At 69.3% G+C, this 23,326-nt stretch carries 16 protein-coding genes and 1 pseudogene; 13 read left to right on the top strand and 4 right to left on the bottom strand.

What is annotated here, in order from left to right:
• Positions 1 to 10: 10 nt before the first annotated feature.
• Positions 11 to 547 (top strand): GNAT family N-acetyltransferase, encoded by a 537-nt coding sequence (locus AB0N66_RS05535; RefSeq protein WP_365429093.1) that lies wholly within the window; start codon positions 11 to 13, stop codon positions 545 to 547.
• A 7-nt stretch (positions 548 to 554) separates the two neighbouring features.
• Here the strand turns inward: AB0N66_RS05535 and AB0N66_RS05530 are convergent, their stop codons facing one another.
• The gene (locus AB0N66_RS05530; RefSeq protein WP_365429090.1) at positions 555 to 1,547 is read right to left on the bottom strand and encodes an NADP-dependent oxidoreductase; all 993 of its coding nucleotides are present in this window, start codon (positions 1,545 to 1,547) and stop codon (positions 555 to 557) included.
• A gap of 101 nt (positions 1,548 to 1,648) precedes the next feature.
• Between AB0N66_RS05530 and AB0N66_RS05525 the strand changes: the two genes are divergently transcribed.
• Both AB0N66_RS05525 and AB0N66_RS05520 read left to right on the top strand, forming a co-directional pair.
• Positions 1,649 to 2,548 (top strand): LysR family transcriptional regulator, encoded by a 900-nt coding sequence (locus AB0N66_RS05525; protein WP_365429087.1) that lies wholly within the window; start codon positions 1,649 to 1,651, stop codon positions 2,546 to 2,548.
• A gap of 272 nt (positions 2,549 to 2,820) precedes the next feature.
• Positions 2,821 to 2,964, top strand: a complete 144-nt coding sequence (locus AB0N66_RS05520; RefSeq protein ID WP_326720482.1) for a hypothetical protein — start codon at positions 2,821 to 2,823, stop codon at positions 2,962 to 2,964.
• A gap of 131 nt (positions 2,965 to 3,095) precedes the next feature.
• Here the strand turns inward: AB0N66_RS05520 and AB0N66_RS05515 are convergent, their stop codons facing one another.
• Complete coding sequence (locus AB0N66_RS05515; RefSeq protein WP_365429084.1) at positions 3,096 to 4,691, bottom strand: metallophosphoesterase family protein; 1,596 nt, start codon at positions 4,689 to 4,691, stop codon at positions 3,096 to 3,098.
• A 142-nt stretch (positions 4,692 to 4,833) separates the two neighbouring features.
• On the opposite strand from AB0N66_RS05515, the gene AB0N66_RS05510 reads away from it, so the two are divergent.
• Positions 4,834 to 5,877 carry a 3-isopropylmalate dehydrogenase gene (locus AB0N66_RS05510; RefSeq protein ID WP_365429081.1) on the top strand — a complete coding sequence of 348 codons (1,044 nt, stop codon included), beginning with the start codon at positions 4,834 to 4,836 and terminating at the stop codon, positions 5,875 to 5,877.
• Positions 5,878 to 6,144: 267 nt separating this feature from the next.
• Positions 6,145 to 7,233, top strand: coding sequence for a branched-chain amino acid aminotransferase (locus tag AB0N66_RS05505; RefSeq protein WP_365429078.1), 1,089 nt, complete (start codon positions 6,145 to 6,147; stop codon positions 7,231 to 7,233).
• Positions 7,234 to 7,498: 265 nt separating this feature from the next.
• Here AB0N66_RS05505 and AB0N66_RS05500 read toward each other — a convergent pair.
• A pseudogene (locus tag AB0N66_RS05500) lies at positions 7,499 to 8,210 on the bottom strand (cytosine permease); the annotation flags it as partial.
• Positions 8,211 to 8,369: 159 nt separating this feature from the next.
• Between AB0N66_RS05500 and ureA the strand changes: the two are divergent.
• The 7 genes from ureA (at position 8,370) to cimA (ending at position 17,804) form a co-directional block, all read left to right on the top strand.
• Positions 8,370 to 9,062, top strand: a complete 693-nt coding sequence (ureA, locus tag AB0N66_RS05495) for an urease subunit gamma (RefSeq protein WP_365429075.1) — start codon at positions 8,370 to 8,372, stop codon at positions 9,060 to 9,062.
• Entirely contained in the window at positions 9,059 to 10,744 is a 1,686-nt protein-coding gene (locus AB0N66_RS05490; RefSeq protein WP_365429072.1) for an urease subunit alpha, read from the top strand. The genes ureA and AB0N66_RS05490 overlap by 4 nt, the downstream gene beginning before the upstream one ends.
• Positions 10,745 to 10,755: 11 nt before the next feature.
• The gene (locus tag AB0N66_RS05485) at positions 10,756 to 11,796 is read left to right on the top strand and encodes an agmatine deiminase family protein (RefSeq protein WP_365429069.1); all 1,041 of its coding nucleotides are present in this window, start codon (positions 10,756 to 10,758) and stop codon (positions 11,794 to 11,796) included.
• Between the two features lie 11 nt (positions 11,797 to 11,807).
• The gene (locus AB0N66_RS05480) at positions 11,808 to 12,407 is read left to right on the top strand and encodes a TetR/AcrR family transcriptional regulator (protein WP_365429066.1); all 600 of its coding nucleotides are present in this window, start codon (positions 11,808 to 11,810) and stop codon (positions 12,405 to 12,407) included.
• Positions 12,408 to 12,640: 233 nt separating this feature from the next.
• A complete protein-coding gene (locus tag AB0N66_RS05475; protein ID WP_365429063.1) occupies positions 12,641 to 14,605 on the top strand; it encodes a hypothetical protein in 1,965 nt (654 codons plus the stop codon).
• Between the two features lie 26 nt (positions 14,606 to 14,631).
• A complete protein-coding gene (locus tag AB0N66_RS05470; protein WP_365429060.1) occupies positions 14,632 to 15,900 on the top strand; it encodes a hypothetical protein in 1,269 nt (422 codons plus the stop codon).
• 299 nt (positions 15,901 to 16,199) lie between these two features.
• Positions 16,200 to 17,804, top strand: coding sequence for a citramalate synthase (cimA, locus tag AB0N66_RS05465; RefSeq protein ID WP_365429057.1), 1,605 nt, complete (start codon positions 16,200 to 16,202; stop codon positions 17,802 to 17,804).
• 242 nt (positions 17,805 to 18,046) lie between these two features.
• On the opposite strand, the gene AB0N66_RS05460 is transcribed toward cimA, so the two are convergent.
• A complete protein-coding gene (locus AB0N66_RS05460) occupies positions 18,047 to 19,951 on the bottom strand; it encodes a ricin-type beta-trefoil lectin domain protein (RefSeq protein WP_365429054.1) in 1,905 nt (634 codons plus the stop codon).
• A 301-nt stretch (positions 19,952 to 20,252) separates the two neighbouring features.
• On the opposite strand from AB0N66_RS05460, the gene AB0N66_RS05455 reads away from it, so the two are divergent.
• Positions 20,253 to 23,279: a glycoside hydrolase family 3 N-terminal domain-containing protein gene (locus AB0N66_RS05455; protein ID WP_365429051.1), complete on the top strand. Its 3,027-nt coding sequence runs from the start codon at positions 20,253 to 20,255 to the stop codon at positions 23,277 to 23,279.
• Positions 23,280 to 23,326: the final 47 nt, after the last annotated feature.

The following is a 23,326-nucleotide window of genomic DNA, read 5'->3' as shown; positions in this document are numbered from 1 at the left end:
TACTGAGCCCATGACCCCCAGACTGCGCACCGCCCACACCGCGGACCTCACGCCCGCCGAACTCGATGCCGTTCGCACGCTCCTGGACGACGCCTTCGAGGGGAACTTCAGCGACGAGGACTGGGATCACGGCCTCGGCGGCGTCCATGTGCTCGTGCGGGACGAGCGGGGACTCGCCGCACACGGCTCGGTGATCCAGCGCCGGGTGCTGCACCGGGGGCGCTCGCTGCGGGTCGGGTACGTGGAGGCCGTGGGGGTGCGCTCCGATGTCCGGCGTACGGGGCTGGGGGGCCGGGTGATGGCGGAGCTGGAGCGGGTGGTCGACGCGGCGTACGGGCTCGGCGCGCTGTCCGCGAGCGACGAGGGGGTGGCGCTCTACGTCGCCCGTGGCTGGCAGCGCTGGCCCGGTCGCATCTGTGCCCTCGGGCCGGACGGTGTCGTGCGCCTGCCGGACGAGGAGGGTTCGACCTTCCTGCGACCTGGCGCCGCCGGCCTCGATCCCGCGCACGAGCTGGTCTTCGACTGGCGTGACGGAGAAGTGCTCTGACGGTGCGTCAGGCGGCGCGCACGATCATCTTGCCGGTGTTGCCGCCCCGCAGCATCGACAGGAACGCGTCCACGATCCGCTCGAAGCCGTCGAGGACGGTCTCGTCCAGCGCGAGCCGGCCGCTGCGCAGATGCGGTACGGCGAACTCGTACAACTCCTCTTGTACGTCAACGTAGTCGCGCACCAGGAAGCCCTCGATGCGCAGGCTCCTCTCCACGACGTCGGCGTGGTTGAAGTGGGCGGGCGGTGCGACCGGGCTGTTGTACTGGCCGATCGTGCCGACCCGTACGACCCGGCCGCGTTCGCGCAGCGCGCCGATCGCGGCGCCGAGGTGGTCGCCGCCGACGTTGTCGACGAACACGTCGATGCCGTCCGGGGCGGCCTTGGCGAGGAGGTCGCTCACGGGTCCCGAGTGATAGTCGAACGCCTCGTCGTAGCCGACGTGTTCCTTCAGGTACGCCACCTTCGCAGCCGTTCCCGCGCTGCCCACCAGCCGTCCGGCGCCCAGCAGTTGAGCGAACCGTCCGGTGGCCGTGCCCACCCCGCCGGCGGCCCCGGAGACGAACAGGTCTTCGCCTTGCCGGAGTTGGGCGATCCGCGTGAGTCCGACGTACGCGGTCAGGCCGGTGCCGCCGAGGACGCTCAGGTGTGCGGAGAGCGGCACCCCCTCGTGGTGCGGGAGGCGTCTGGTCTCCTCGGGATCGACGACGGAGTGAGTGCGCCAGCCGCGCCGGTGCAAGACGATCTCGCCCTCGGGGAGAGCCGGGTCCCGGGAGTCGACCACGCGGCCGATGGTGCGGCCCTCCAGCGGGGAGTCGAGCTCGAAATCGCCGTCCATCATCTCGCGGTGGTAGGGGTCGACGGACCAGTAGAGGTTCTCGACGAGGGCTTTGCCGGGCGCGGGCTCGGGGACGGGCGACTCGGCGAAACGGAAGTGCTCCGGGGTGGGGAAACCGGTCGGGCGGGAGGTCTGCTGGACGGTCAGCGCGATGTCGTTCATGAAGGGAACCGTAGGGAGGAATGCGGCCATCGGGCAGAGGGTTGCGCTCATGGAACGGCCGCTTCCATGAGCCGTTCTCATGGAAGCAGGTGGGACCCCTGATGACCGGCGAAGACCTTGCCCCGCAGGAGCTGCGGACCCTCGTGGCCATCGCCCATGAGGGTGGCTTCTCGGCGGCGGCCGGCACGCTCGGCATGACACAGTCCGCGGTCTCGCACGCGGTGCGCGGCATCGAACGCAAGGTGGGCGTCGTGCTGTTCGAACGCGGGCGGCGCGGGGCGCGGCCCACGGCCGCGGGGGAGCGGGCGGTGGCGCACGCGCGGCGGGTGCTGCGGATGCTGGACACGCTGGTCGCGGAGGCGCGGGGCGCGGGCGCCGGGCCCGGCGGCGCCGACACCGTCGCCGGGCCGCTGCGCATCGCCGCCTTCCGTAGCGCGGCACTGCACCTGCTGCCGCCCGCGCTTGAGCGGCTGGCGGCCCGGCATCCCGGGATCGAGCCGACCGTGCGGGTGGTCAGGGAGGTGGGGCCGGGCACGGCGGGGGAGGTGGCCGCGGGCCGGGCGGACCTCGGGATCGCCACGCTCGGCACGAGCGCCCCTGTACCGTCGGAGCTGATCGGCGACGTACTCCTTGAGGAGCCGTACGCCCTGGTGCACCCGGCCGGTCATCCGGACCCGCGCTCGCTGCCGCTGGTCGACTGGACCGAGAACTGCTCCTCCTACACCCGGACCTGGTGGGCCGCGCAGGACTGGATCCCGTGTGCGACGGTGCACGCCGAGGATGACGGAGCAGTGCTCTCGATGGTGAGCAGTGGTCTCGGAATGGCCATCATGCCCGCGCTCTCGCTCACGAGTGCACCGCTCACAACCGAGATCACTGATCTCGGTCCGGAGCGCCCGATGCGTTCGATCGGGTACGTCACCACTCCGGAGCTCGCCGCGACGGTCGCCGTTCGTGCGTTGATCAGGGAGCTGCGGGGGTCGCATCTCCGGCGGGCGTGACCCCGGCCGGTCCGTTGTCCCAGGTCAGGGCGGTGTGATCCAATCCGCCGTCTCAGATAGTAGGAAGTCCGAGTAATTGTAGAGACAGACGCGCGCTCCTCGCCTAGCTTTGTAGGAGCCGAACGTCTCGCTCGACCAAGCGAATGGCGGTCGTGAGCCGGAGCCTTTGGCAGGCAACCCCTGCGGCACCGCTCCCCGTCTCTTCCGGCGTCTCGAAACCCCACACCGCACTTCCGGCCGCCCCGCGTCCGGAGGCAAGGAGTCGATTCATCATGGCCGAGACGACCGTCCGCCGAGTCCGTCGTGTGTCTCGTACGAGTGCCTCTCGTACGAGCGAGTCCGACCGCAAGAACGCCGCCGCAGCCCTCCAGCGTGCCCTCGACCGCAGGGACAACGGCGGCGAGACGGGCCACTGAGGCCCGCCACTCGTACGACGGGCCACTGAGGCCCGCCACTCGTACCGGGAGCCGCGCCCGCACGGGGTGCGGTGCGGGGCCTGTGCCCCGCGCCGCATCCCGGAGTAGTCACGCCCCGCACCTTGGAGCACTCACACCCCGCGCCGCACCTCGAAGTAGTCGATGCGCTTGCCGCTCTGCGCCAGCGCCGACACCTTGAGCCGGGGCGCCGCACCCGACTCCGCCTCCACCGAGAGGAAGGAGTAGCCGGTGTAGCGCACGCGCGACCACTCCACGGTCTCGGCCTGCTGGTCCTGCGACTTCGTCCACTGGAAGGTGTCCACGGACTCGCGGTCGGCGACCTTCCCCTCGTAGCTGTCCTTGACCCCGACGGGGAAGCTGTAGAGGCTCCTGCCCGCCCCGCCCGCCGTGACGTACACGATCCCGTCCCGCGTCGGATCCGTCGACGCGCCGACCGGCACCGGCCTGCCCACCTTGCCGCCCTTGATGGCGTCGGTCCGCTCGTACACGTGGTTGTGCCCGTTGATCACCAGGTCCACCTGGTGCTTGGTGAACAGCGTCAGCCAGGCGTCCCGTACGCCCCCGTCGGAGGCGTGGGACGACGTCGAGTACGTGCAGTGGTGGAAGAAGACCACGACGAAGTCGACGCTCCTGCGCAGTTCACCGAGCCGCTTGTCGAGCCAGGCGGTCTGCCTGCCGGCGGTGTAGCCCTTGTTGGCGGGGATCTCGTACGAGACGTCGTTCGCGTCCAGCGCGACGATCCCGACGTTGCCGTAGGTGAAGGAGTAGGCGCCCGGCGCGTTCCGTGCGTCGAAGCCGTTGCCGGGGAGCGTCCAGCGGGCCGACTGTCCGCCGTAGCCGTTCGGTGAGTACCAGGCCTCCATGTCGTGGTTGCCGGTCGTCACCATCCACGGCACCGACTTCGCCACCGACTCGGTCTGCTTGAGGAACAGGTCCCAGGCGCCCGGGTCGTAGGAGTCCGACTTCTCGCCGTGGCCGGTGACATCCGCGTAGCAGATGTCACCCGCGTGCAGATGGAATGCCGGGTGGCGGCCGAGGATCAGCTTGTCGTTGGCGAGCGCGTCCGGGGTGACGCCCTGGTCGCCGAAGGCGGTGAACACGAACTTCGCAGGGGCGGTGGCAGGCGCCGTACGGAAGGAGCCGACCTTGGAACGGCGCTCCTTGGACGCGGGGTCGAGCCCCTCGTGACCCACGCCGTAGTAGTACGTCGTGCCGGGGCGCAGGCCGTCGAGCGCCGCGTGCAGGTAGTACTGGTCCAGCGCGAGCCGTACGCCGGTCAGTCCTGGTGTGTGCAGGTCGCGGAGCTCGGCGTCGATCTTCCTGCTCAGGTCCCAGGGCGCCGGACCCACCCGGATGTACGGCTTCTTGACCGCGAGCGGCACCTGCCACGAGATCCGCATCTGCGTCTTCGGGTCCGCGCCGAAGGCGAGATGACGGCCGAAGGGGGTGATGGCGGAACCGTGCACCAGCCCGGTGGCCGTGGCCGAGGGGCTCTTGGCGTCCGACGTGGTGCCGGACGCGCAGCCGGCCAGCAGCCCGCCGCCCGCCAGCGCGCCCGCGGTCACCAGCGCGCGGCGCCGCGTGAGCTTCGTCCGCAGGTACTCGTGCTGCTCCGCCATGCTCATCCGGCGGGCGAGCCGCGGCGGAATGCCGAAGTCGGGAAGGTGCGCGTCGGAGTCCATGCCGGGGTCCATGGTGGGGTCCATGATGCTGAACTTCCCATCACACCCCAACACCCGCCAAACATGCGGGTGAACGGAGGTCGACGGGTCGGTGCGGCACGGAGGCCGATGTCCGTATGGCGGACACGGCGTGTCATCCCATGGGACGAAGGAGTACGGTGCCGTCATGTCTCGCAGCATCAATCTCGCAGTGATTCCCGGTGACGGCATCGGCCAGGAGGTCGTGGTCCAGGGGCTCAAAGTCCTCTCTGCCGTCCTCCCGCAGGATGTGAAGCTGGAGACGAAGGAGTTCGACTTCGGCGCCAAGCGCTACCACGCCACCGGTGAGACCCTCACCGACGCCGATGCCGAGGCCCTCAAGCAGCACGACGCGATTCTGCTCGGCGCGATCGGCGACCCGTCGGTCCCTTCCGGCGTCCTGGAGCGCGGCTTCCTGCTGAAGCTCCGCTTCCTCTTCGACCACCACGTCAACCTGCGTCCGTCGAAGCTCCTTCCGGGTGTGGCCACCCCGCTCGCCGGCCAGCCGGAGATCGACTTCGTCGTGGTCCGTGAGGGCACCGAGGGCCCGTACACCGGCAATGGCGGCACCATCCGCAAGGGCACCCCGTACGAGGTCGCCACCGAGGTCTCCGTGAACACGGCCTTCGGCGTCGAGCGCGTCGTCCGCGACGCCTTCGCCCGCGCCCAGGCCCGCCCGCGCAAGAAGCTGACGCTGGTCCACAAGAACAACGTGCTGACCTTCGCGGGCCACCTCTGGACGAACGTCTTCAACAAGGTGGCCGAGGAGTTCCCCGAGGTCACCACGGACTACATCCACGTGGACGCCGCGACGATCTACCTCGTCACGGATCCCGCCCGCTTCGACGTGATCGTCACCGACAACCTCTTCGGCGACATCATCACCGACCTCGCCGCGGCCGTCTCCGGCGGCATCGGCGTCGCCGCCTCCGGCAACATCAACCCGAGCGGCGAGTTCCCCTCGATGTTCGAGCCCGTGCACGGCTCGGCACCCGACATCGCGGGCCAGGGCAAGGCCGACCCCAGCGCCACGGTCCTCTCCGTCGCCCTCCTGCTGCGCCACCTCGGCTACGAGTCCGAGGCCGCCCGCATCGAGGACGCCGTCGCCACCGACCTCGCCGAGCGCGTGGGCAAGCCCGCCCGCTCCACCGAGGAAATCGGCGACGCGCTCGCCGTACGAGTAGCCGGCTGACCCCGCCGCTCACTTACGTTTCGTAGTAGCCGCCGGGTCGCATCCGCACCCGGCGGCTTTCCCTATGCCCTCGCCGGGTGTCACCATCTATCCCTGGGCAATCCCCTGGGCCGCATTCACACCGTTTTCGTCCACGGCTCCACTCTTGCGATACTCGAACGCGGAGCCGCGGAATGAGGGAATGCTCGGACGTCCTAGCACTGGCCACTGGCAGTACTGGCGTGAGCGCGGCTCGTAAACACATCATCCGGTGAAGGACATCCACTCATGACGACGCCCACGATCGAGCTCAAGCCCTCTTCGCAGCCCCGCTCCGCTGCGGAGCGCGAGGCGATCCTCGCCAGCCCCGGGTTCGGCCGCTACTTCACCGATCACATGGTGACGATCAAGTGGACCGAGGGCCGCGGCTGGCACGACGGCCAGCTTGTCCCGTACGGCCCGCTCTCCCTCGACCCGGCGAACATGACCCTGCACTACGCGCAGGAGATCTTCGAGGGGCTCAAGGCGTACCGGCAGGCGGACGGCTCCGTCGCCACCTTCCGCCCCGACATGAACGCCAAGCGCTTCCAGTCCTCGGCCCGCCGCCTCGGCATGCCGGAGCTGCCGGTCGAGACGTTCATCGAGGCGTGCGACGTGCTCGTCCAGCAGGACAGGGCCTGGGTCCCGGCGCACGGTGGCGAGGAGTCCCTCTACCTCCGCCCGTTCATGATCGCGACCGAGGTCGGCCTGGGCGTGAAGCCCGCCAACGAGTACCTCTTCCTCGTCATCGCGTCTCCCGCGGGCGCCTACTTCCCGGGCGGCGTGCAGCCCGTGTCCATCTGGCTCTCCGAGGACCGCGTCCGCGCCGTCCCCGGCGGCGTGGGCGACGCCAAGACCGGCGGCAACTACGCCGCCTCCCTGCTCGCCCAGGCCGAGGCCGCCGCCAAGGGCTGCGCCCAGGTCGCCTACCTCGACGCCGTCGAGCACAAGTGGGTCGAGGAACTCGGCGGCATGAACCTGTACTTCGTGTACGGCGACAGGATCGTCACCCCCGAGCTGACCGGCTCGCTCCTCGCCGGCGTCACCCGCGATTCGCTTCTCACCGTCGCCCGCGACCTCGGCCACGAGTCCGAAGAGGGCCGCATCTCCATCGAACAGTGGCAGCGCGACTCCGAGAACGGCACCCTCACCGAGGTCTTCGCCTGCGGCACCGCCGCCGTCATCACCCCCGTCGGCACGGTCAAGCGCACCGGCGTCGAGTGGCAGCAGTCGGGCGGCGAGCCCGGCCCGGTCACGCTGAAGCTGCGCGAGGCGCTCCTCGACATCCAGCGCGGTGTCAGTGAGGACGCGCACGGCTGGATGCACCGGCTCGGCTGACGGTGTTGTCCTGAACCCCGGCCCCCTTGAAGAATGGGGGGCCGGAGAGCGCCCCAAAGAGGCGCGGGGAACTGCGCGACCGGCCACGACGGACCCGCAGGCAACGCACCGGCCTTCCAGCGGAGCGCATACGCGGAGCGCATACGCGGAGCGCATACGCGGAGCGCTCAGCGCCCGCCTTCGGCGCGGGCCAGTTCCTGCCCGGCCGTCCCCCGGTGCGCCGCCCGCTTCGGCGGCAGCGCCAGGTGCACAACACCGCCGACGCCCCCGACAGTAGGAAGCTACAGTCCACCCCTCCCGTCAGCGAGAGCAGCGGCCCCTCGTACGAGGGAAGCGACACCGCCAGGAGTCCGACGACCGTGCCGAGCGTCCACGCCAGCACGGCCTGGATGTTCCAGCCGCCCCGGTACCAGTAGATCCCGCCCCGCGAGCGGCGGTTGAAGACCTGGAGGGCGTCCGGGTCGTACACACCGCGGCAGTGGGCGAAGCCGATGAGGGTGATGACGGCCCACGGGGTGCCGATGGCGGTGAGGAGGAGGACGAAGGAGGTCATCGCGTCCTGCGCGCTGGAGGCGATGGGGGTCCCCCCGGCGCGAGCGAAGCCGACTGCTGGGGGAGCCCGACGAAGACACACACCGTGTCAGCGCGGTGTAGCCGAGCGCGAGCAGCAGGCCGACGACCGAGCCGACCAGCCGTCCGCGCACCCCGAACTGGGCGCCGGAGGAGGTGGACAGGTTTGTCGCCGTGCGCAGGGAGACCAGGGCGAGCGGAGCCGCGATCGCAGTGCCGGCCACCGTGCCCGCCACGATCGAGCCGACCGAGGCCCACCAGCCGAGCCCGAAGGACGCGGGCAGCCAGCCGACGATGATCACGCCGAGACAGAGGTTGGAGCCGAGCAGGATCGACACGAGGTCACACGGTCCGCTGGTGCGCTCCTCGTCGGGGATGGTGTCGACGCCGCGCTGATCTATCGGCACGGCTGGTCTCCTTCACCTTCGACGGCCGCCTGAAATTTGAGTGACGCTCAATGTGGCGTGTTCCAAGCCCACACGTCAATGTTTCCGTTTTATGAATCTCGCGGTTACAGTGATTTAGAGTGATGCTCTAAATCGTGCAAGGCAAGGAGGTGTCGGTTCGTGAGACTGACCCCCACCGAACGTGACCGGTTGCTGCTCTTCGGGGCCGCCGAACTGGCCCGCGCCCGGCGGTCCCGGGGCCTGCGGCTGAACGTGCCGGAGGCGACCGCGCTCATCGCCGACACCGTGTGCGAGGCGGCCCGCGACGGTCGGCGGCTCTCGGAGGCCATCGAAGCGGCCCGGTCGGTGCTCGGCCCGGACGACGTGCTGCCGGGCGTCGCCGACGTCGTCACCGAGGTGCACGTCGAGGCGGTCTTCGACGACGGTTCGCGGCTTGCGGTCGTCAGCGACCCCATCGGCGGCGGCCTCGGGGACCAGGCGCCGGGCGCGCTGCTGCCGGGGCCGTCGCACGCCGAGCCCGAGGCCGTCGTACGGCTCCTCGTCACGAACACCGCGACCGTGCCCGTCTCCGTCACCTCCCACTTCCACTTCTTCGAGGCCAACCCGCGGCTCGACTTCGAGCGGGCGGCGGCCTACGGGATGCGGCTGTCCGTCCCGGCCGGATCGTCCGTGCGTTTCGGGCCCGGCGAGAGCGTCGAGGTCGGGCTGTTGCCCATCGGCGGCGAGCGGATCGCGATCGGGTTCGCCGGTCTGGTCGACGGGCCGCTGGACGCGCCGGGGGCGCGGGAAGAGGCGCTGCGCAGGGCCGCCGCCTGCGGGTATCTCGGAACCGGGGGAGCTGGGCAACGATGAATCCGTACGAGTACGCCGCCACCCACGGCCCGCGTGCGGGCGACCGCGTTCGTCTGGGCGACTCGGGGCTCACGATCCGCGTCGAGTCCGACGCTCAGAAGTACGGCGACGAGTTCCTCGCCGGCTTCGGCAAGACCGCCCGCGACGGACTGCACCTCAAGGCCGCCGCCGTCCGCGACACCTGCGACGTCGTGATCAGCAACGTGGTGGTCATCGACGCGGTGCAGGGCATCCGGAAGGTCTCCATCGGCATCCGCGAGGGACGGATCTGCTCCATCGGACGGGCCGGGAACCCCGACACCCTCGACGGCGTCGACGTCGTGGTCGGTACGGGGACGTCCATCGTGTCCGGGGAGGGGCTCATCGCCACCGCCGGGGCCGTCGACACGCACGTCCACCTGCTGTCGCCGCGCATCATGGAGGCCTCGCTCGCCTCCGGGGTGACCACCATCATCGGCCAGGAGTTCGGCCCGGTGTGGGGCGTCGGTGTCAACTCGCCCTGGGCGCTGCGTCACGCCTTCAACGCCTTCGACGCCTGGCCGGTCAACATCGGCTTCCTGGGCCGGGGCTCGTCGTCCTGTGACGCGCCCCTCATCGAGGCGCTCGCCGAGGGCGGTGCGTCCGGCTTCAAGGTCCACGAGGACATGGGCGCCCACACCCGCGCGCTGGACACCGCGCTGCGCGTCGCCGAGGAGTACGACGTCCAAGTCGCTCTGCACAGCGACGGGCTGAACGAATGCCTGTCGGTAGAGGACACGCTGCGGGTGCTCGAAGGGCGCACCATCCACGCCTTCCACATCGAAGGGTGCGGTGGCGGGCATGTGCCAAATGTCTTGAAAATGGCGGGAGTTCCGAACGTCATCGGCTCATCCACCAACCCCACCCTGCCCTTCGGCCGGGACGCGGTCGCCGAGCACTACGGGATGATCGTCTCCGTCCACGACCTGAAGACCGACCTGCCCGGCGACGCGGCCATGGCCCGCGACCGGATCCGGGCGGGCACGATGGGCGCCGAGGACGTCCTGCACGACCTGGGCGCGATCGGCATCACGTCCTCGGACGCGCAGGGCATGGGCCGTGCGGGCGAGACCGTACGCCGGACGTTCGCCATGGCCGGGAAGATGAAGGCCGAGTTCGGCGCGCTCGACGGTTCTCCGGAGACGGACCACGACAACGAACGCGTCCTGCGCTACCTGGCCAAGCTCACCATCAATCCCGCCATCGCCCACGGTCTCGCACACGAGGTCGGCTCCATCGAGGTCGGCAAGCTCGCCGACATCGTGCTGTGGCGGCCCGAGTACTTCGGCGCCAAGCCGCAGCTGGTCCTGAAGTCCGGCTTCCCGGCGTACGGCGTCGTCGGCGACCCGAACGCGGCGACCGACACCTGTGAACCCCTCGTCCTGGGACCGCAGTTCGGGGCACACGGCTCGACCCCCGCCGACATCTCGGTGGCCTTCGTCGCACAGGCGGCTCTCGACCAGGGCAACGACCTGATGCCCACGCGCCGTCGGCGGGTCGCCGTCCGTGGCACGCGCGGCATCGGCCCCGCCGACCTGCGCCTCAACTCCCGTACCGGAGCGGTCGATGTCGACCAGCGCACCGGCCTGGTCACCCTCGACGGCGACCCGATCCGCTCGGAGCCCGCCGACTCGGTCTCCCTCAACCGCCTGTACTTCCTGTGAGGACCCCCGCTGTGAACACACCTGCCGCCGACGGTTTCCGGATGCCCGCCGAGTGGACCCCGCACGAGCGCACCTGGATGGCGTGGCCGGGCCCCAACCCCACCTTCGAGGACCCGGACGACCTCGCCGAGTCGCGTGCGGCGTGGGCGGCGGTGGCCCGTGCGATCCGCCGCTTCGAACCCGTGACCGTGGTGTGCGGTCCGGGGCAGTCCGCGGCGGCCCGGGAGCTTCTCGGCCCGGACATCGACACCGTCGAGCGCGACCTCGACGACGCCTGGATGCGCGACATCGGTCCCACCTTCCTCACCAACGGGAAGGGCGAACTCGCCGCCGTGGACTGGGCGTTCAACGGCTGGGGCGCCCAGCACTGGGCCCGCTGGGAGCACGATGCGAAGATCGGCGCGTACGTCTCGGACCTCGCGGGGGCACGGACGTACGCCTCGAAACTCGTCAACGAGGGCGGCGCGATCCATGTCGACGGCGAGGGGACCGTCCTGCTCACCGAGACCGTGCAGCTCGGTCCCGAGCGGAACCCGGACTGGACCCGCGCGCAGGTCGAGGCGGAGATCCACGCCCATCTCGGCACCCGCAAGGCGATCTGGCTGCCGCGCGGGCTGACCGGCGACTATCCTCCGCACGGTTTCGGCACGCTCGGCCATGTCGACATCGTCGCCGCGTTCGCGCGCCCGGGTGTCGTCGTCGCGCACTCCCAGCCGGACCCGGCGCACCCCGACCATGAGCTGAGCAAGGAGATCATCGGCCTGCTCCGGGCGGGGACCGACGCGCGGGGCCGGGGGCTGGAGGTCATCGAGATCCCCGCCCCGACGGTCCTGGAAGTGGGCGGACACTGGGCCGACTACTCCTATATCAACCACTACCTCTGCAACGACGGCGTGGTCCTCTGCGGCTTCGACGACCCGCGTGACGAGACCGCGGCCGGGATCTTCCGCAAGCTGTTCCCCGAGCGGACGGTCACGCTGGTGGACGCACGTACGATCTTTGCCGGGGGCGGAGGCATCCACTGCATCACCCAGCAGCAGCCGAAGATCTAGGGAGGCGGGCGATGGCCGGTGCGCGCAGGAACGCGCCCCCGCGTGAGGACGTACTCGCCGCTGCCATGGACATGATCGCCGAGCGCGGTCTGGAGAAGCTCACCATGGCGGCGCTCGGCCGCGAGGTCGGCATGAGCAGCGGCCATCTCCTCTACTACTTCCACTCCAAGGACGAGCTGCTGCTGCGGACCCTGGAGTGGAGCGAGGGCCGCCTCGGGGCCGAGCGGAGTCGACTGCTGACCCAGCCGGCCACGGCACGCGAACGTCTCGACGCATACGTCGACCTGTATGTCCCCGGCGGTCACCGCGACCCGCACTGGACCCTCTGGCTGGAGGTCTGGAACCGCTCACAGAACGCCGACGACGATGCCCGCGAACGGCAGGTCGCCATCGAGGGCGCCTGGCACCGGGACCTGGTGGCCCTGCTCGCCGAAGGCGTCTCGCACGGCGAGTTCTGCGCCGTCGACCCGGACCGCTTCGCCGCCCGGCTGCGGGCCCTCCTCGACGGGTTCTCCATCCATGTGGCGATCGGACTGCGCGGTACGGACCGAGGGCAGATTCTCGGCCACGTACGGGAGTTCCTGGACGAGGGACTCCTCCCGGACGACTGATCAACCGCCCGGGTTGTACGCAATACGGCGGATTGACCCTGTAGTGGGTGGTGCGTTTGCATCCAGGTGTGCCCTTGGCACGGGGCCGGGGGGCGACACGATTCCAGGGGGAAATCATGTTGAGAGCCGCAGGTGTGTCGGGCGTTGGCTTAGGGGTGACGCTGCTACTCGCACTCACCGCGCCGACCGCGTCCGCCACACCGCATGCACCGCATACGCCCACGGTGGAGAGGGTGAGCACGACCGCCGACGGTAGCCAGGCCGACGGAGAGTCGAACGGCGCCGCGATCAGCGCCGACGGTCGCCACATCGCGTTCACGTCCACCGCGCCGAGCTTCGGCTGCGCGAATTTCTCCATGTGCCTGCTCACGAAGGACCTGACCGACGGCGAGGTCACCACGATCGACATCGGCAGCGGCTACACATATGGCTCGCCCGTGCCGAGCGCCGACGGGAGCCGTATCGGCTACACCGCGGGCACTCGGTTCCTGGCCCCGTACCTGTACGACCGAGCCACCGGCAGTTCGGAGAAGCTGTGGCCCGAGAACCCGCCCGGTTTCAACGAGTTGGGTCGCGTGCAGTCGATCAGTCCGGACGGCACGCACGTCGCGTACACCATCGGCAACCGCAACGGCTCGGAGAACTTCAGGCTGTTGTACGTCCGCGACACGGCCACCGGCGCCGACGAGCTGATCTCACCGGCCGAGGAAGGCGACAAGGCCGGGGCCTCGGTGAGTGGCGACGGCGAGCGTGTCGCGTACGCCGTCCGCAGCGACTCCGAGGAGGACCCGGTCGACGTCTTCGTCGAGGACCGGGCGACGGGCGAGCGGACCCAGGTCGACAAGGACCTCGGCGTCGCCGGCCTGGTCCGCATCACCGCAGACGGCCGCCGTGTTCTCCTCAACGCCGAGGGCGGTGTGTACATCCACGACCTCCGCACGGGCGAGTCGCGGCGCGTTGCCGAGGGGACCGGCTTCTCGGCCACGGCGGACGGCCGGTACGCCGTAGTCGCGGGCGAGGACGGCGAGCGGGTGCGGGACCTGCGGACGGGGCTGCGCGGGGCCGCCCTCCCGCCGAGCGCCCAGTCAACAGACGACGTGCTGACCGCCAACGGGCGTGCGGTGGCGTTCAGTTCGACGGCGTCCCACTTGGTGCCGGGTGACACCAACAGGGAGTGGGACGTGTTCGTCTTCTCGGGCGCGCTCCGGGAGAACCCGGAACCGATGCCCTCAGTCACCGAACGGATCAGTGTGACGCCGGACGGGCAGCAGCTGCCCGGGGCGTCCTACGACCCGGCGATGGGGGAGGGCAAGGTCGTCGCCTTCACCTCGCAGCGGGCCGACGACCCGAAGGACACGAACGTGTTCGTCGTGGCGGGTGGCGCGGTCTCCTTGGTCAACTCCAGTGCACAGGGCCCGTCGCACGAGGGCACGCCCTGCTACAGCGGACGCATGGTCGGCTACGTGGCCCCGCTCGAATCCGACGGCGCCCCCGGCGTCCACATACGCAACCGCTCGGTCGGCAAGCTGACCAGCCTGGGCTCCTACCAGGGCGTCCGCTTCACCTGGATGGGACAGCCCAGCGTGGACCCCAGCTGCCAGTGGATCACCTACGCCGCCACGCTGCCCGCCACCGACGCCGACCCGCACCCGCAACCCCGCGTCTACCGTTTCAGGTTCAACGGCGGCACCACCGACGTGGTCAGCGCGTCCACGGGCGAGGCGGCGGGCAACCCGTCGATCAACGAAGGCGGCCGGTACATCGCCTTCGAGCAGGGCGGCGGCAGCTACGTCCGCGACCTGGACACCGGTGACTTGGAGAAGGTCAGCAACAGCTCCTCGGCTCCCTCGATCAGCGCGGACGGACGCAAGGTCGCCTTCCAGCAGGGCCGGAACGTCTACGTCCGTGACCTCGAAGCCGGGACCACGACCGGGGTCAAAGGCGCGGAGCCCTCGCTTTCCGGGGACGGCGCGCAGGTCGCGTACACCTCGGGCCGTTCCGTGTATCTGCTCGAACTCGCCACCGGTAAAAGTCAGTTGATCAGTGTCGACCGTTGGGGCGGCCGCAACGACCTACCGGCAAGGCACCCATCCGTCAACGCCGAAGGCACCGTCGTCGCGTTCGAGTCGGCGTCACCCGATCTGGTGGAAGGGGACACCAACGGGGTGCCGGACGTCTTCCTGAGGACAGTGCAGTGACAACGACCAACCACGGGGGAATGACCATGCACAGCAGCACAACTCACCGCCGCGTCGCTCTGGCGGCCACCGTTGTCGCGCTCGCCGCCACAACGGCGCTCACCGGACCCACGGCGAGCGCCGCACCCGGCGCTCCGCGCACCGAGAAGGCGAGCGTGGCCCCGGACGGCACGGACGGCAACGCCCCCTCCGGTGGGGGGAGCATCAGCGCGGACGGCCGCTACCTGGCCTTCGTCTCCTCCGCCGACAACCTTGTCGCGGGCGACACCAACGGGCTGGCCGACGCCTTCGTACGCGACCTGAAGACCGGCACCACCCGCCTGGCGAGCAACAGGGCGGACGGCAGCCCTGGGGACGGCCACGTCCTGGACGTCTCTTTGAGCGCCGACGGCCGGTATCTGGCGTTCACCTCCAATCCCACCTACGACACCGCCGACAACCATGTCTGGGTGAAGGACCTGAAGACCGGCGCCCTCCAGCGGGTCGACGACACCGTCGCCCCGGGCTACAGCGCGGCGAGCAGCCCCGCCCTCAGCGCCGATGGCCGCTATCTCGCCTTCCTCGCCCTGAACACGGGTGAGGCGCCGGCGGGAGACAACACCAACCGGGCCTACCGCGTCGACCTCGTCACCGGCAAGACCGTCCGGATCAGCCAGGTGCCCGGTGTGGGCGTCTGGAAGTCCGCTGCCGCCTATCCCTCCATCAGCGCGGACGGCAGCCGGGTCGGCTACATGTTCTTTGTCCCGCACCCCTTCCCGGGCGACTGGAGCGACGCCTACGTCCGTGATGTGCGAAGCGGCGAGCTGTTCCAGATCGACAAGGCGCCGGACGGCAAGGTGTCCGACGCGCAGACCGAGTCACCGCAGGTCAGCGCCGACGGGCGGTACGCGGTGTTCAACTCGCTGGACTCGCAGCTGACGCCGGGCGACACCAACAACGCCCACAACGTCTTCATCCGAGACCTGAAGACGGGGGAACTGCGCAGCATCGACGCCGCCGACCCGGCCGCCAGCTCCGGCGCCCCGTCGCTCAGTGCCGACAGCCGGTACCTCGCCTACCTTTCCGCCGACCTGCGTGATCCCGACCGCACCGGGCAGGTGTACGTGCGCGATCTGCGGACCGGGCACACGGTTGTGGTGAACCCCAACACCCAAGGCGGAAACAGCCAGGCGGCGGTGTTCGACCTGGCGATCGACCGGCACGGCCGCCAGGTGGCCTTCAGCAGCTGGGGCACCGACCTCGTGCCCGGTGACACCTACGACACCACCCACGTCTACGTCCGTCACCTGAGGTGATCGACCGCATCCTGAGACAACGGTGAGCGAGGCGCGGGGGCTGTGCCAGACTGCCCCCGTGCTCTCGTTCGCCACGATTATTGGCAGCAGGCGCGCCGGTCCGCAGTGACCGCCACGTACCACCACGTACGGGCGGGCACCGTCGTCTTCGACCCGCGCGCAGACCTCTCGCACCCGCGAGGGGTTTTTCGTTTTCCTGGCCCACCTCAAGCCGGGAAAGGAGCGCGAGGGATCATTGGAGGACGGTGGAGCCGGTCATTCCGGTACAGACCGAGATCCAAACCTCAGGAGCCAGACACATGACGGACACCAGCGAACTCGACGATTCGTTCCACGTCTTCGACACGACCCTGCGTGACGGCGCGCAGCGCGAGGGCATCAACCTCACCGTGGCGGACAAGCTGGCCATCACTCGGCACCTGGACGACTTCGGGGTGGGCTTCATCGAGGGCGGCTGGCCCGGTGCCAACCCGCGTGACACCGAGTTCTTCGCCCGCGCCCAGCAGGAGATCGACTTCAAGCACGCCCAGCTGGTCGCCTTCGGCGCGACGCGCCGCGCCGGTGCCAAGGCTTCGGAGGACCCGCAGGTCAAGGCGCTCCTCGACTCCGGCGCCCAGGTGATCACCCTGGTCGCGAAGTCCCACGACCGCCATGTCGAGCTCGCGCTCCGCACCACCCTCGACGAGAACCTGGAGATGGTCCGCGACACGGTCTCCTACCTCTGTTCCCAGGGCCGCCGGGTCTTCGTCGACTGCGAGCACTTCTTCGACGGCTACCGCGCGAACCCCGAGTACGCCAAGGCCGTCGTCCGCGCCGCCTCCGAGGCGGGCGCCGACGTGGTCGTCCTCTGCGACACCAACGGCGGCATGCTCCCGGCCCAGGTCCAGGCGGTCGTCGCCACCGTCCTCGCCGACACCGGCGCCCGGCTCGGCATGCACGCCCAGGACGACACGGGCTGCGCGGTCGCCAACACGCTGGCCGCCGTCGACGCGGGGGCCACGCACGTCCAGTGCACGGCGAACGGCTACGGCGAGCGGGTCGGCAACTCGAACCTGTTCCCGGTCGTGGCCGCCCTGGAGCTGAAGTACGGCATGAAGGTCCTCCCCGAAGGCGCCCTGCGTGAGATGACGCGCATCTCCCACGCCATCGCCGAGGTGGTGAACCTGACCCCCTCCACCCACCAGCCGTACGTCGGTGTCTCCGCGTTCGCCCACAAGGCCGGCCTGCACGCCTCCGCGATCAAGGTCGACCCGGACCTGTACCAGCACATCGACCCCGAACTGGTCGGCAACACCATGCGGATGCTGGTCTCCGACATGGCGGGGCGCGCCTCCATCGAGCTCAAGGGCAAGGAGCTCGGCGTCGACATCAGCGGTGACCGCGAACTGGTCGGCCGGGTCGTCGCCCGCGTCAAGGAGCGCGAGCTCCAGGGCTACACCTACGAGGCGGCTGACGCGTCCTTCGAGCTGCTGCTCCGCGAGGAGGCCGAGGGCCGTGCCCGCAAGTACTTCCGCGTCGAGTCCTGGCGAGCCATCGTCGAGGACCGCCCCGACGGCAGTCACGCCAACGAAGCCACCGTCAAGCTCTTCGCCAAGGGCGAGCGCATCGTCGCCACCGCGGAGGGCAACGGCCCGGTCAACGCCCTCGACCGCGCCCTGCGCGTAGCCCTCGAAAAGCTCTACCCCCAGCTCGCCAAGCTGGAGCTCGTCGACTACAAGGTCCGCATCCTGGAGGGCAAACACGGCACCCAGTCCACCACCCGCGTCCTCATCTCCACCTCCGACGGCGCGGGCGAGTGGTCGACGGTAGGAGTCGGCGAGAACGTGATCGCGGCCTCTTGGCAGGCACTGGAGGACGCATGCACCTACGGTCTGCTGCGGGCTGGGGTGGAGCCGGCGGAGTAGGTGACGGGGGATTTTTCTCGCCCCCTCCGCCCCTTCCCATTCCCGTCACTTGGGGGCTCCGCCCTCAAACCCCCGCTCCTCAAACGCCGGAGGGGCTGAAATTCTTCAGCCCCTCCGGCGTTTGAGGACGAGCGCGTTCAGCGCGATACGGGGGTCTGGGGGCGGAGCCCCCAGAAGCAAGGGACGGGTAGGGGCGGAGGGGGCGAAAAACCCCACCTCCACACCCGCCCGCCCCGCACCCCCTACTGCAGATGCCACTTCTGGTTGGCAGCCCCCGTGCAGGTCCAGATCTGCGCCCGAGCTCCGTTCGCCGACGAATTCCCGGTCACATCAAGGCACTTGTTGGCCCCGGTATTGACGACATCCCCGGTGGTGGAGTTGTACGTCCACCGCTGAGCCCCCGTCCCGTTGCAGTCGTAGAGCTGAAGCTGTGCCCCATCGGCAGTGGACGCCGACGTCACGTCAAGGCACTTCCCGAGGGCCTGAACCGACCCGTCAGCCTTGACCGTCCAGGTCTGCGCGGTCGAGCCGTTGCAGTCGTAGAGCTGCACGGCGGCCCCGTTGGCCGACGAACCCCCGGCCACATCAAGGCACTTACCGGCAAGCCCCACAAGGGCCCCGCTCTGGTCGCCGCCACCGGCCTGCGTCCCGGACCAGGTGAAGGTCGCAGAGGTCTTGCCGGGCAGCGAGTAAGTCGCGTGCTGCGAACCCCAGTTGATTGTCACCGTCTTCGCGGTGGACGCGTCGTTGTACGCGATCAGCGCCTTCGACCCGTCCGGGTTCCGCCACGCGACATTGGGCACGGACGTACTCGCCGTGGAGGCGATCCGCTGCGCGCCCGGCTTCACGAACTTCGTGAGGTGCCCCATCGTGTAGTACTCGATGGTGTAGTCGACCTGTCCGCTCTGCGCGTCACCGTTGTGGACGGTGACGAGCCCGGTGCAGGTGCCGCAACCACCGTTGTGCGGTCCCATGTTCTGGTCCACGGCCAGCGACCACTTCGTGATCGACTTCGCCCAGTTCCGGGTGTAGTCGACGATGTTGAGCATGTCCTCACGCTGCTGGTTGGCGATCCAGGTGCCACCGGAGTGCTCGGTTCCGAAGGCGTCGAGCGTGGGGTACTGGTTGTGGACGGTGGTCTGCTTGGTGACGTCGCCGCCGTAGCCGTGCCACGCGATCCCGCCGAAGTTCGGGTGCGTGCGGACCGCCGCGTCGTCGACCGTCGAGGCGGCGTACGAGTCGTACACGTCCCAGTTCCAGTCATGCGCGAGCACCTTGGTCGACAGCCCCGCCGCCTGGAGCTTCGGCAGCAGCTCGCTCTTGGTGAAGTAGGCGAGCCCGGAGGCGTTCCAGCTCATCGAGGGGTACCCGGAACAACACGTCGGCTCGTTCTGCACGGTGACGTACGAGACGGGCACACCCTGAGCCTGGTACGCCTGCAGGTACTTCACGAAGTACGAGGCGTACGCCCCGTAGTTCTCCGACTTCAGCCAGCCGCCGTTGAGCGACCCGCTGTCCTTCATCCAGGCGGGCGCCGTCCACGGCGAGGCCATCACGGTCAGTGAGGGATTGAGAGTGCGCGCCTGCTTGGTCAGCGGTACGACATCCGCCAGGTCGTGTGCGATGGAGAACTGGGCGAGGTTCGGATCTGTCTGGCCGGCCGGCACGTCGTCGTAGGAGTACCCGTACCGCGCGAGGTCCGACGCACCCATCGGATTGCGTACGAACGACAGCCCGATCCCGTCCGTCGGCGAGAACAGTTTCGTCATCGCGGCGTCGCGCTGGGCCTGCGTCAGTGCCCCGCTGCTGTTCATCAGCCAGGCGGCGGTGTCGGTGAAGGAGGCGCCGCCGCCGGTGAACGTCTGGTAACGGGTGTTCTCGTCCACGGTGATGTTGTCGCCGGTTCCGCCGCTGCCGGCCTGGAAGGCGAAGGGGGTTTGCGGCTGCAATCCACGGGTGACATGGCGGCCGCCGGTGTCGTCCGTCGTGGTCAGGTAGGCGGTGACCTGCTCGCCCGCCGCGTGGGCGGGAACGGTGCCCACGGCGCCGAGTCCGGCCGTCGTCAGCAGCCCGGCGACAAGCAGCCGGGCCGCCCGGCGGGTTCTTTTCGGGCTCCTCGGGGGTCTTGCCGTGCTCGTGGTGCTCATCGGTGCGCAGCCCTTCTGGGGGTGGGGGATGGGGGCGTGCGAGGCGTGAGTAAATGACGGCTGCGGGCGCGAGTCAAGGGGTCGCGCGTTCAGAGGCTGAAGGAACAACTCTCCTGATCCAGTGGGTTATTGCGCGTGTACCGGTTCTGACGTGAAGTCTTGACTGCTTGCCGGGACGCCAGTTAACTCACGGCGTGATCTAAGTCGTAAGAGTACTGAAGAGCACTTATGAGTACTCAGGAACACCGAAGAGGATTTGAAACACGAACCAAGAGGATCAACGAGAGTCGAGGGAAGGTCCATGCGAAGAACCGCCCTGCTCGTTTCCGCCGCCTTGCTCACCGGGCTGCTGCCCCTGGCCTCCGCGTCAGCCGCCGCGCAGGCCGACGACCCGCCTCCTGCCCCCGTCGACACCTTCGAGGGCGAGGTCCCGTTCGCGAATCCGCCCGCCGAAGGCATCTTCACATGGGGCGGCGACACCGACGATCCGCCCCAACTGGCCCTGACCGCCCGCGCGGACGCCCCCGAGGGTGCCAAGGTCCTCACCGGCACCTACGACATCAGCGGCTATGGCGGCTACAGTCACGACTTCGCCTCCGGCCAGCCGGCCCATGACTGGTCCGCGCACAAGGGCATCCGCTTCTGGTGGGACGGCCAGAACAACGGCAAGCAGATCCCCTTCGAGATCAAGGACGGCGGCGCGAACGGCGGGGCCTCCGAATTGTGGACGACGTCCTTCACGGACGACTTCACCGGCTGGAAACAGATCGAGATCCCTTTCGCCGACTTCATCTACCGCACGGACTACCAGCCCGTGGGCGGCATCGACCACGTCCTCGGCCTCACTGAGATGTGGGGCTACTCCCTCACGCTCCCCGTCGGCCTCAAGGCCCAGTTCGCCATCGACGGCGTGGAGTTGTACGGCACCGCCGACCAGTCACTGCGTGCGAGCGTCCTCACCAACTCCACGGTGTATCCGGTCAAGGAGGGCGGCAAGGCCAACGTCAAGGTCTCCGTCGCCACCACCGGTGCGATCCCGCTCGACGAGCCGGTGACCGTCGCGTACGAGACGGCCGGCGGCACCGCCGACTCCGGCAAGGACTACAAGCCCGTCACGGGCTCGATCACCTTCCCGGCGGGCACGGCCTCCGGCGCCTCGCGCACCGTCTCCGTGACCACCCTCAAGGACAGGTCCGGGGAATCCGCCGAGACGATCCCGCTGAAGCTGACGGTCACGGGAGCCAAGGCCCCGGTCGAGACCCCGCAGGTTGTCATCGACGCCCACGGACTCCCGTACCTGGACCCGAAGTTGTCGGTGAAGAAGCGCGTCGCCGACCTCGTGTCCCGGCTCTCCCTGGAGGAGAAGGCCGGTCAGATGACGCAGGCCGAGCGCAACGCGATCAGCTCGCAGAGCGACATCGCGACGTACGACCTCGGCTCGCTGCTCTCCGGCGGCGGCTCGACCCCCACGCCCAACACCGCCGAGGCGTGGGCGAAGATGATCGACTCCTTCCAACTCCAGGCGCAGGCAACGCGGTTCCAGATCCCGCTGATCTACGGCGTGGACGCGGTACACGGCCACAACAACCTCGTCGGCGCGACGGTCATGCCGCACAACATCGGCATCGGCGCCACTCGTGATCCCCAACTCGCCGAGGAGACCGGTGAGGTGACCGCCGCCGAGGTCCGCGCCACCGGCGTTCCGTGGACCTTCGCGCCCTGCCTGTGCGTGACCCGCGACGAACGCTGGGGCCGTAGTTACGAGTCCTTCGGTGAGGACCCGGCCCTCGTCGAGTCACTGGAGACGATCATCCAGGGTCTCCAAGGCCGCCCCAACGGCAAGGACTTGAGCGACAGCGACAAGGTCCTCGCCACCGCCAAGCACTTCGTCGGCGACGGCGGCACCGAGTACGGCTCGTCCACCTCGGGCTCGTACACCATCGACCAGGGCATCACCAAGGTCACGGAGCAGGAGCTGGAGGCGGTGCACCTGGCGCCGTACCAGGACGCCGTGGACCGCGGCGTGGGCTCGGTCATGCCTTCCTACTCGTCGGTCGACATCCTCGGCGACGACGCCGGCCCCGTGAAGATGCATGCCAACGCGGCGCTCATCAACGGGGTGTTGAAGGACGAGATGGACTTCGACGGCTTCGTCATCAGTGACTGGGACGGCATCAACCAGATCCCCGGTGACTACGCCTCCGACGTCCGTACGTCCATCAACGCGGGCCTCGACATGATCATGGTCCCGTACGCGTACAAGGACTTCCACACCACGCTCATCAGCGAGGTGAACGCGGGCCGGGTCAGCGAGGAGCGCGTGGACGACGCCGTATCGCGCATCCTCACGCAGAAGTTCAAGCTCGGCCTCTTCGAGGAGCCGTACGCCGACACCAGCGGCGCGTCCGACATCGGCTCGCCCGAACACCGGGCCGTGGCCCGCGAGGCGGCGGCCGAGTCGCAGGTCCTCCTCAAGAACGCGGGCAGCGTACTGCCGCTCAAGAAGTCCCAGAAGGTGTACGTCGCCGGGTCCAACGCCGACGACATCGGCAACCAGACCGGCGGCTGGACCATCACCTGGCAGGGTTCCTCCGGCGCGATCACGGAGGGCACGACGATCCTGGAGGGACTGCGGAAGGCCGGGGGCGGGGGCAACGTCACCTATTCCAAGGACGCGTCGGCTTCGACCGCCGGCTACGACGTGGGTGTGGTCGTGGTCGGTGAGACCCCGTACGCCGAGGGCGTCGGTGACGTGGGCAACGGCAACGACCTCGAACTGACCGCCGCGGACAAGGCCGCCGTCGACAAGGTCTGCGGCGCCATCAAGTGCGTGGTCCTGACCGTCTCCGGACGGCCGCAGCTCGTAGGCGACCGGCTCGGCGACATCGACGCCCTCGTAGCCTCCTGGCTGCCGGGCACCGAGGGCTCCGGCGTCGCGGACGTCCTCTACGGCAAGCGTCCCTTCACCGGCCAACTCCCCGTCACCTGGCCCAAGTCCGAGTCCCAGCTGCCGATCAACGTCGGCGACACGTCGTACGATCCGCAGTTCCCGTTCGGCTGGGGTCTGACGACGCTCACCAAGACACCGGAGGGTGGCACGGCGACCTTGAAGGCCCTCGCCCTGGCCGCCAAGGCCGCCGAAAGGACGGGATCGACCAAGGCAGGCAAAGCCGCCGTCACCAAGGCCCGCCTCCTGGTCCAACAGAAGATCGGCACCAACATCACAGCAGCCGTCTCCAAGCCCTTCGCCGACGCCGACCACCTGCTACTGACGGGGCGGTACGCGGACGCGGTGGCGAAACTCAAGGAGGCGTACGCGGCGACGTAAGCACTGCCAAACGCCGGACGGGCCGGAGATCTTTCAGCCCGTCCGGC

The sequence above is a fragment of the Streptomyces sp. NPDC093544 genome (assembly GCF_040683495.1).
In the GTDB taxonomy this organism is placed as follows: Bacteria; Actinomycetota; Actinomycetes; order Streptomycetales; family Streptomycetaceae; genus Streptomyces.
This window is presented reverse-complemented; position numbering and strand designations above follow the sequence as displayed.

What these genes read in the sequence shown, in the direction of transcription:
- AB0N66_RS05520 (WP_326720482.1), top strand. Translation starts at nt 2,821, where the DNA reads ATGGCCGAGACGACCGTCCGCCGAGTCCGTCGTGTGTCTCGTACGAGT.
- AB0N66_RS05480 (WP_365429066.1), top strand. Translation starts at nt 11,808, where the DNA reads ATGGCCGGTGCGCGCAGGAACGCGCCCCCGCGTGAGGACGTACTCGCC.
- AB0N66_RS05530 (WP_365429090.1), bottom strand. Translation starts at nt 1,547, where the DNA reads ATGAACGACATCGCGCTGACCGTCCAGCAGACCTCCCGCCCGACCGGT.
- AB0N66_RS05535 (WP_365429093.1), top strand. Translation starts at nt 11, where the DNA reads ATGACCCCCAGACTGCGCACCGCCCACACCGCGGACCTCACGCCCGCC.
- AB0N66_RS05490 (WP_365429072.1), top strand. Translation starts at nt 9,059, where the DNA reads ATGAATCCGTACGAGTACGCCGCCACCCACGGCCCGCGTGCGGGCGAC.
- AB0N66_RS05515 (WP_365429084.1), bottom strand. Translation starts at nt 4,691, where the DNA reads ATGGACCCCACCATGGACCCCGGCATGGACTCCGACGCGCACCTTCCC.
- AB0N66_RS05460 (WP_365429054.1), bottom strand. Translation starts at nt 19,951, where the DNA reads ATGAGCACCACGAGCACGGCAAGACCCCCGAGGAGCCCGAAAAGAACC.
- AB0N66_RS05525 (WP_365429087.1), top strand. Translation starts at nt 1,649, where the DNA reads ATGACCGGCGAAGACCTTGCCCCGCAGGAGCTGCGGACCCTCGTGGCC.
- cimA (WP_365429057.1), top strand. Translation starts at nt 16,200, where the DNA reads ATGACGGACACCAGCGAACTCGACGATTCGTTCCACGTCTTCGACACG.
- AB0N66_RS05510 (WP_365429081.1), top strand. Translation starts at nt 4,834, where the DNA reads ATGTCTCGCAGCATCAATCTCGCAGTGATTCCCGGTGACGGCATCGGC.
- AB0N66_RS05455 (WP_365429051.1), top strand. Translation starts at nt 20,253, where the DNA reads ATGCGAAGAACCGCCCTGCTCGTTTCCGCCGCCTTGCTCACCGGGCTG.
- AB0N66_RS05470 (WP_365429060.1), top strand. Translation starts at nt 14,632, where the DNA reads ATGCACAGCAGCACAACTCACCGCCGCGTCGCTCTGGCGGCCACCGTT.
- AB0N66_RS05505 (WP_365429078.1), top strand. Translation starts at nt 6,145, where the DNA reads ATGACGACGCCCACGATCGAGCTCAAGCCCTCTTCGCAGCCCCGCTCC.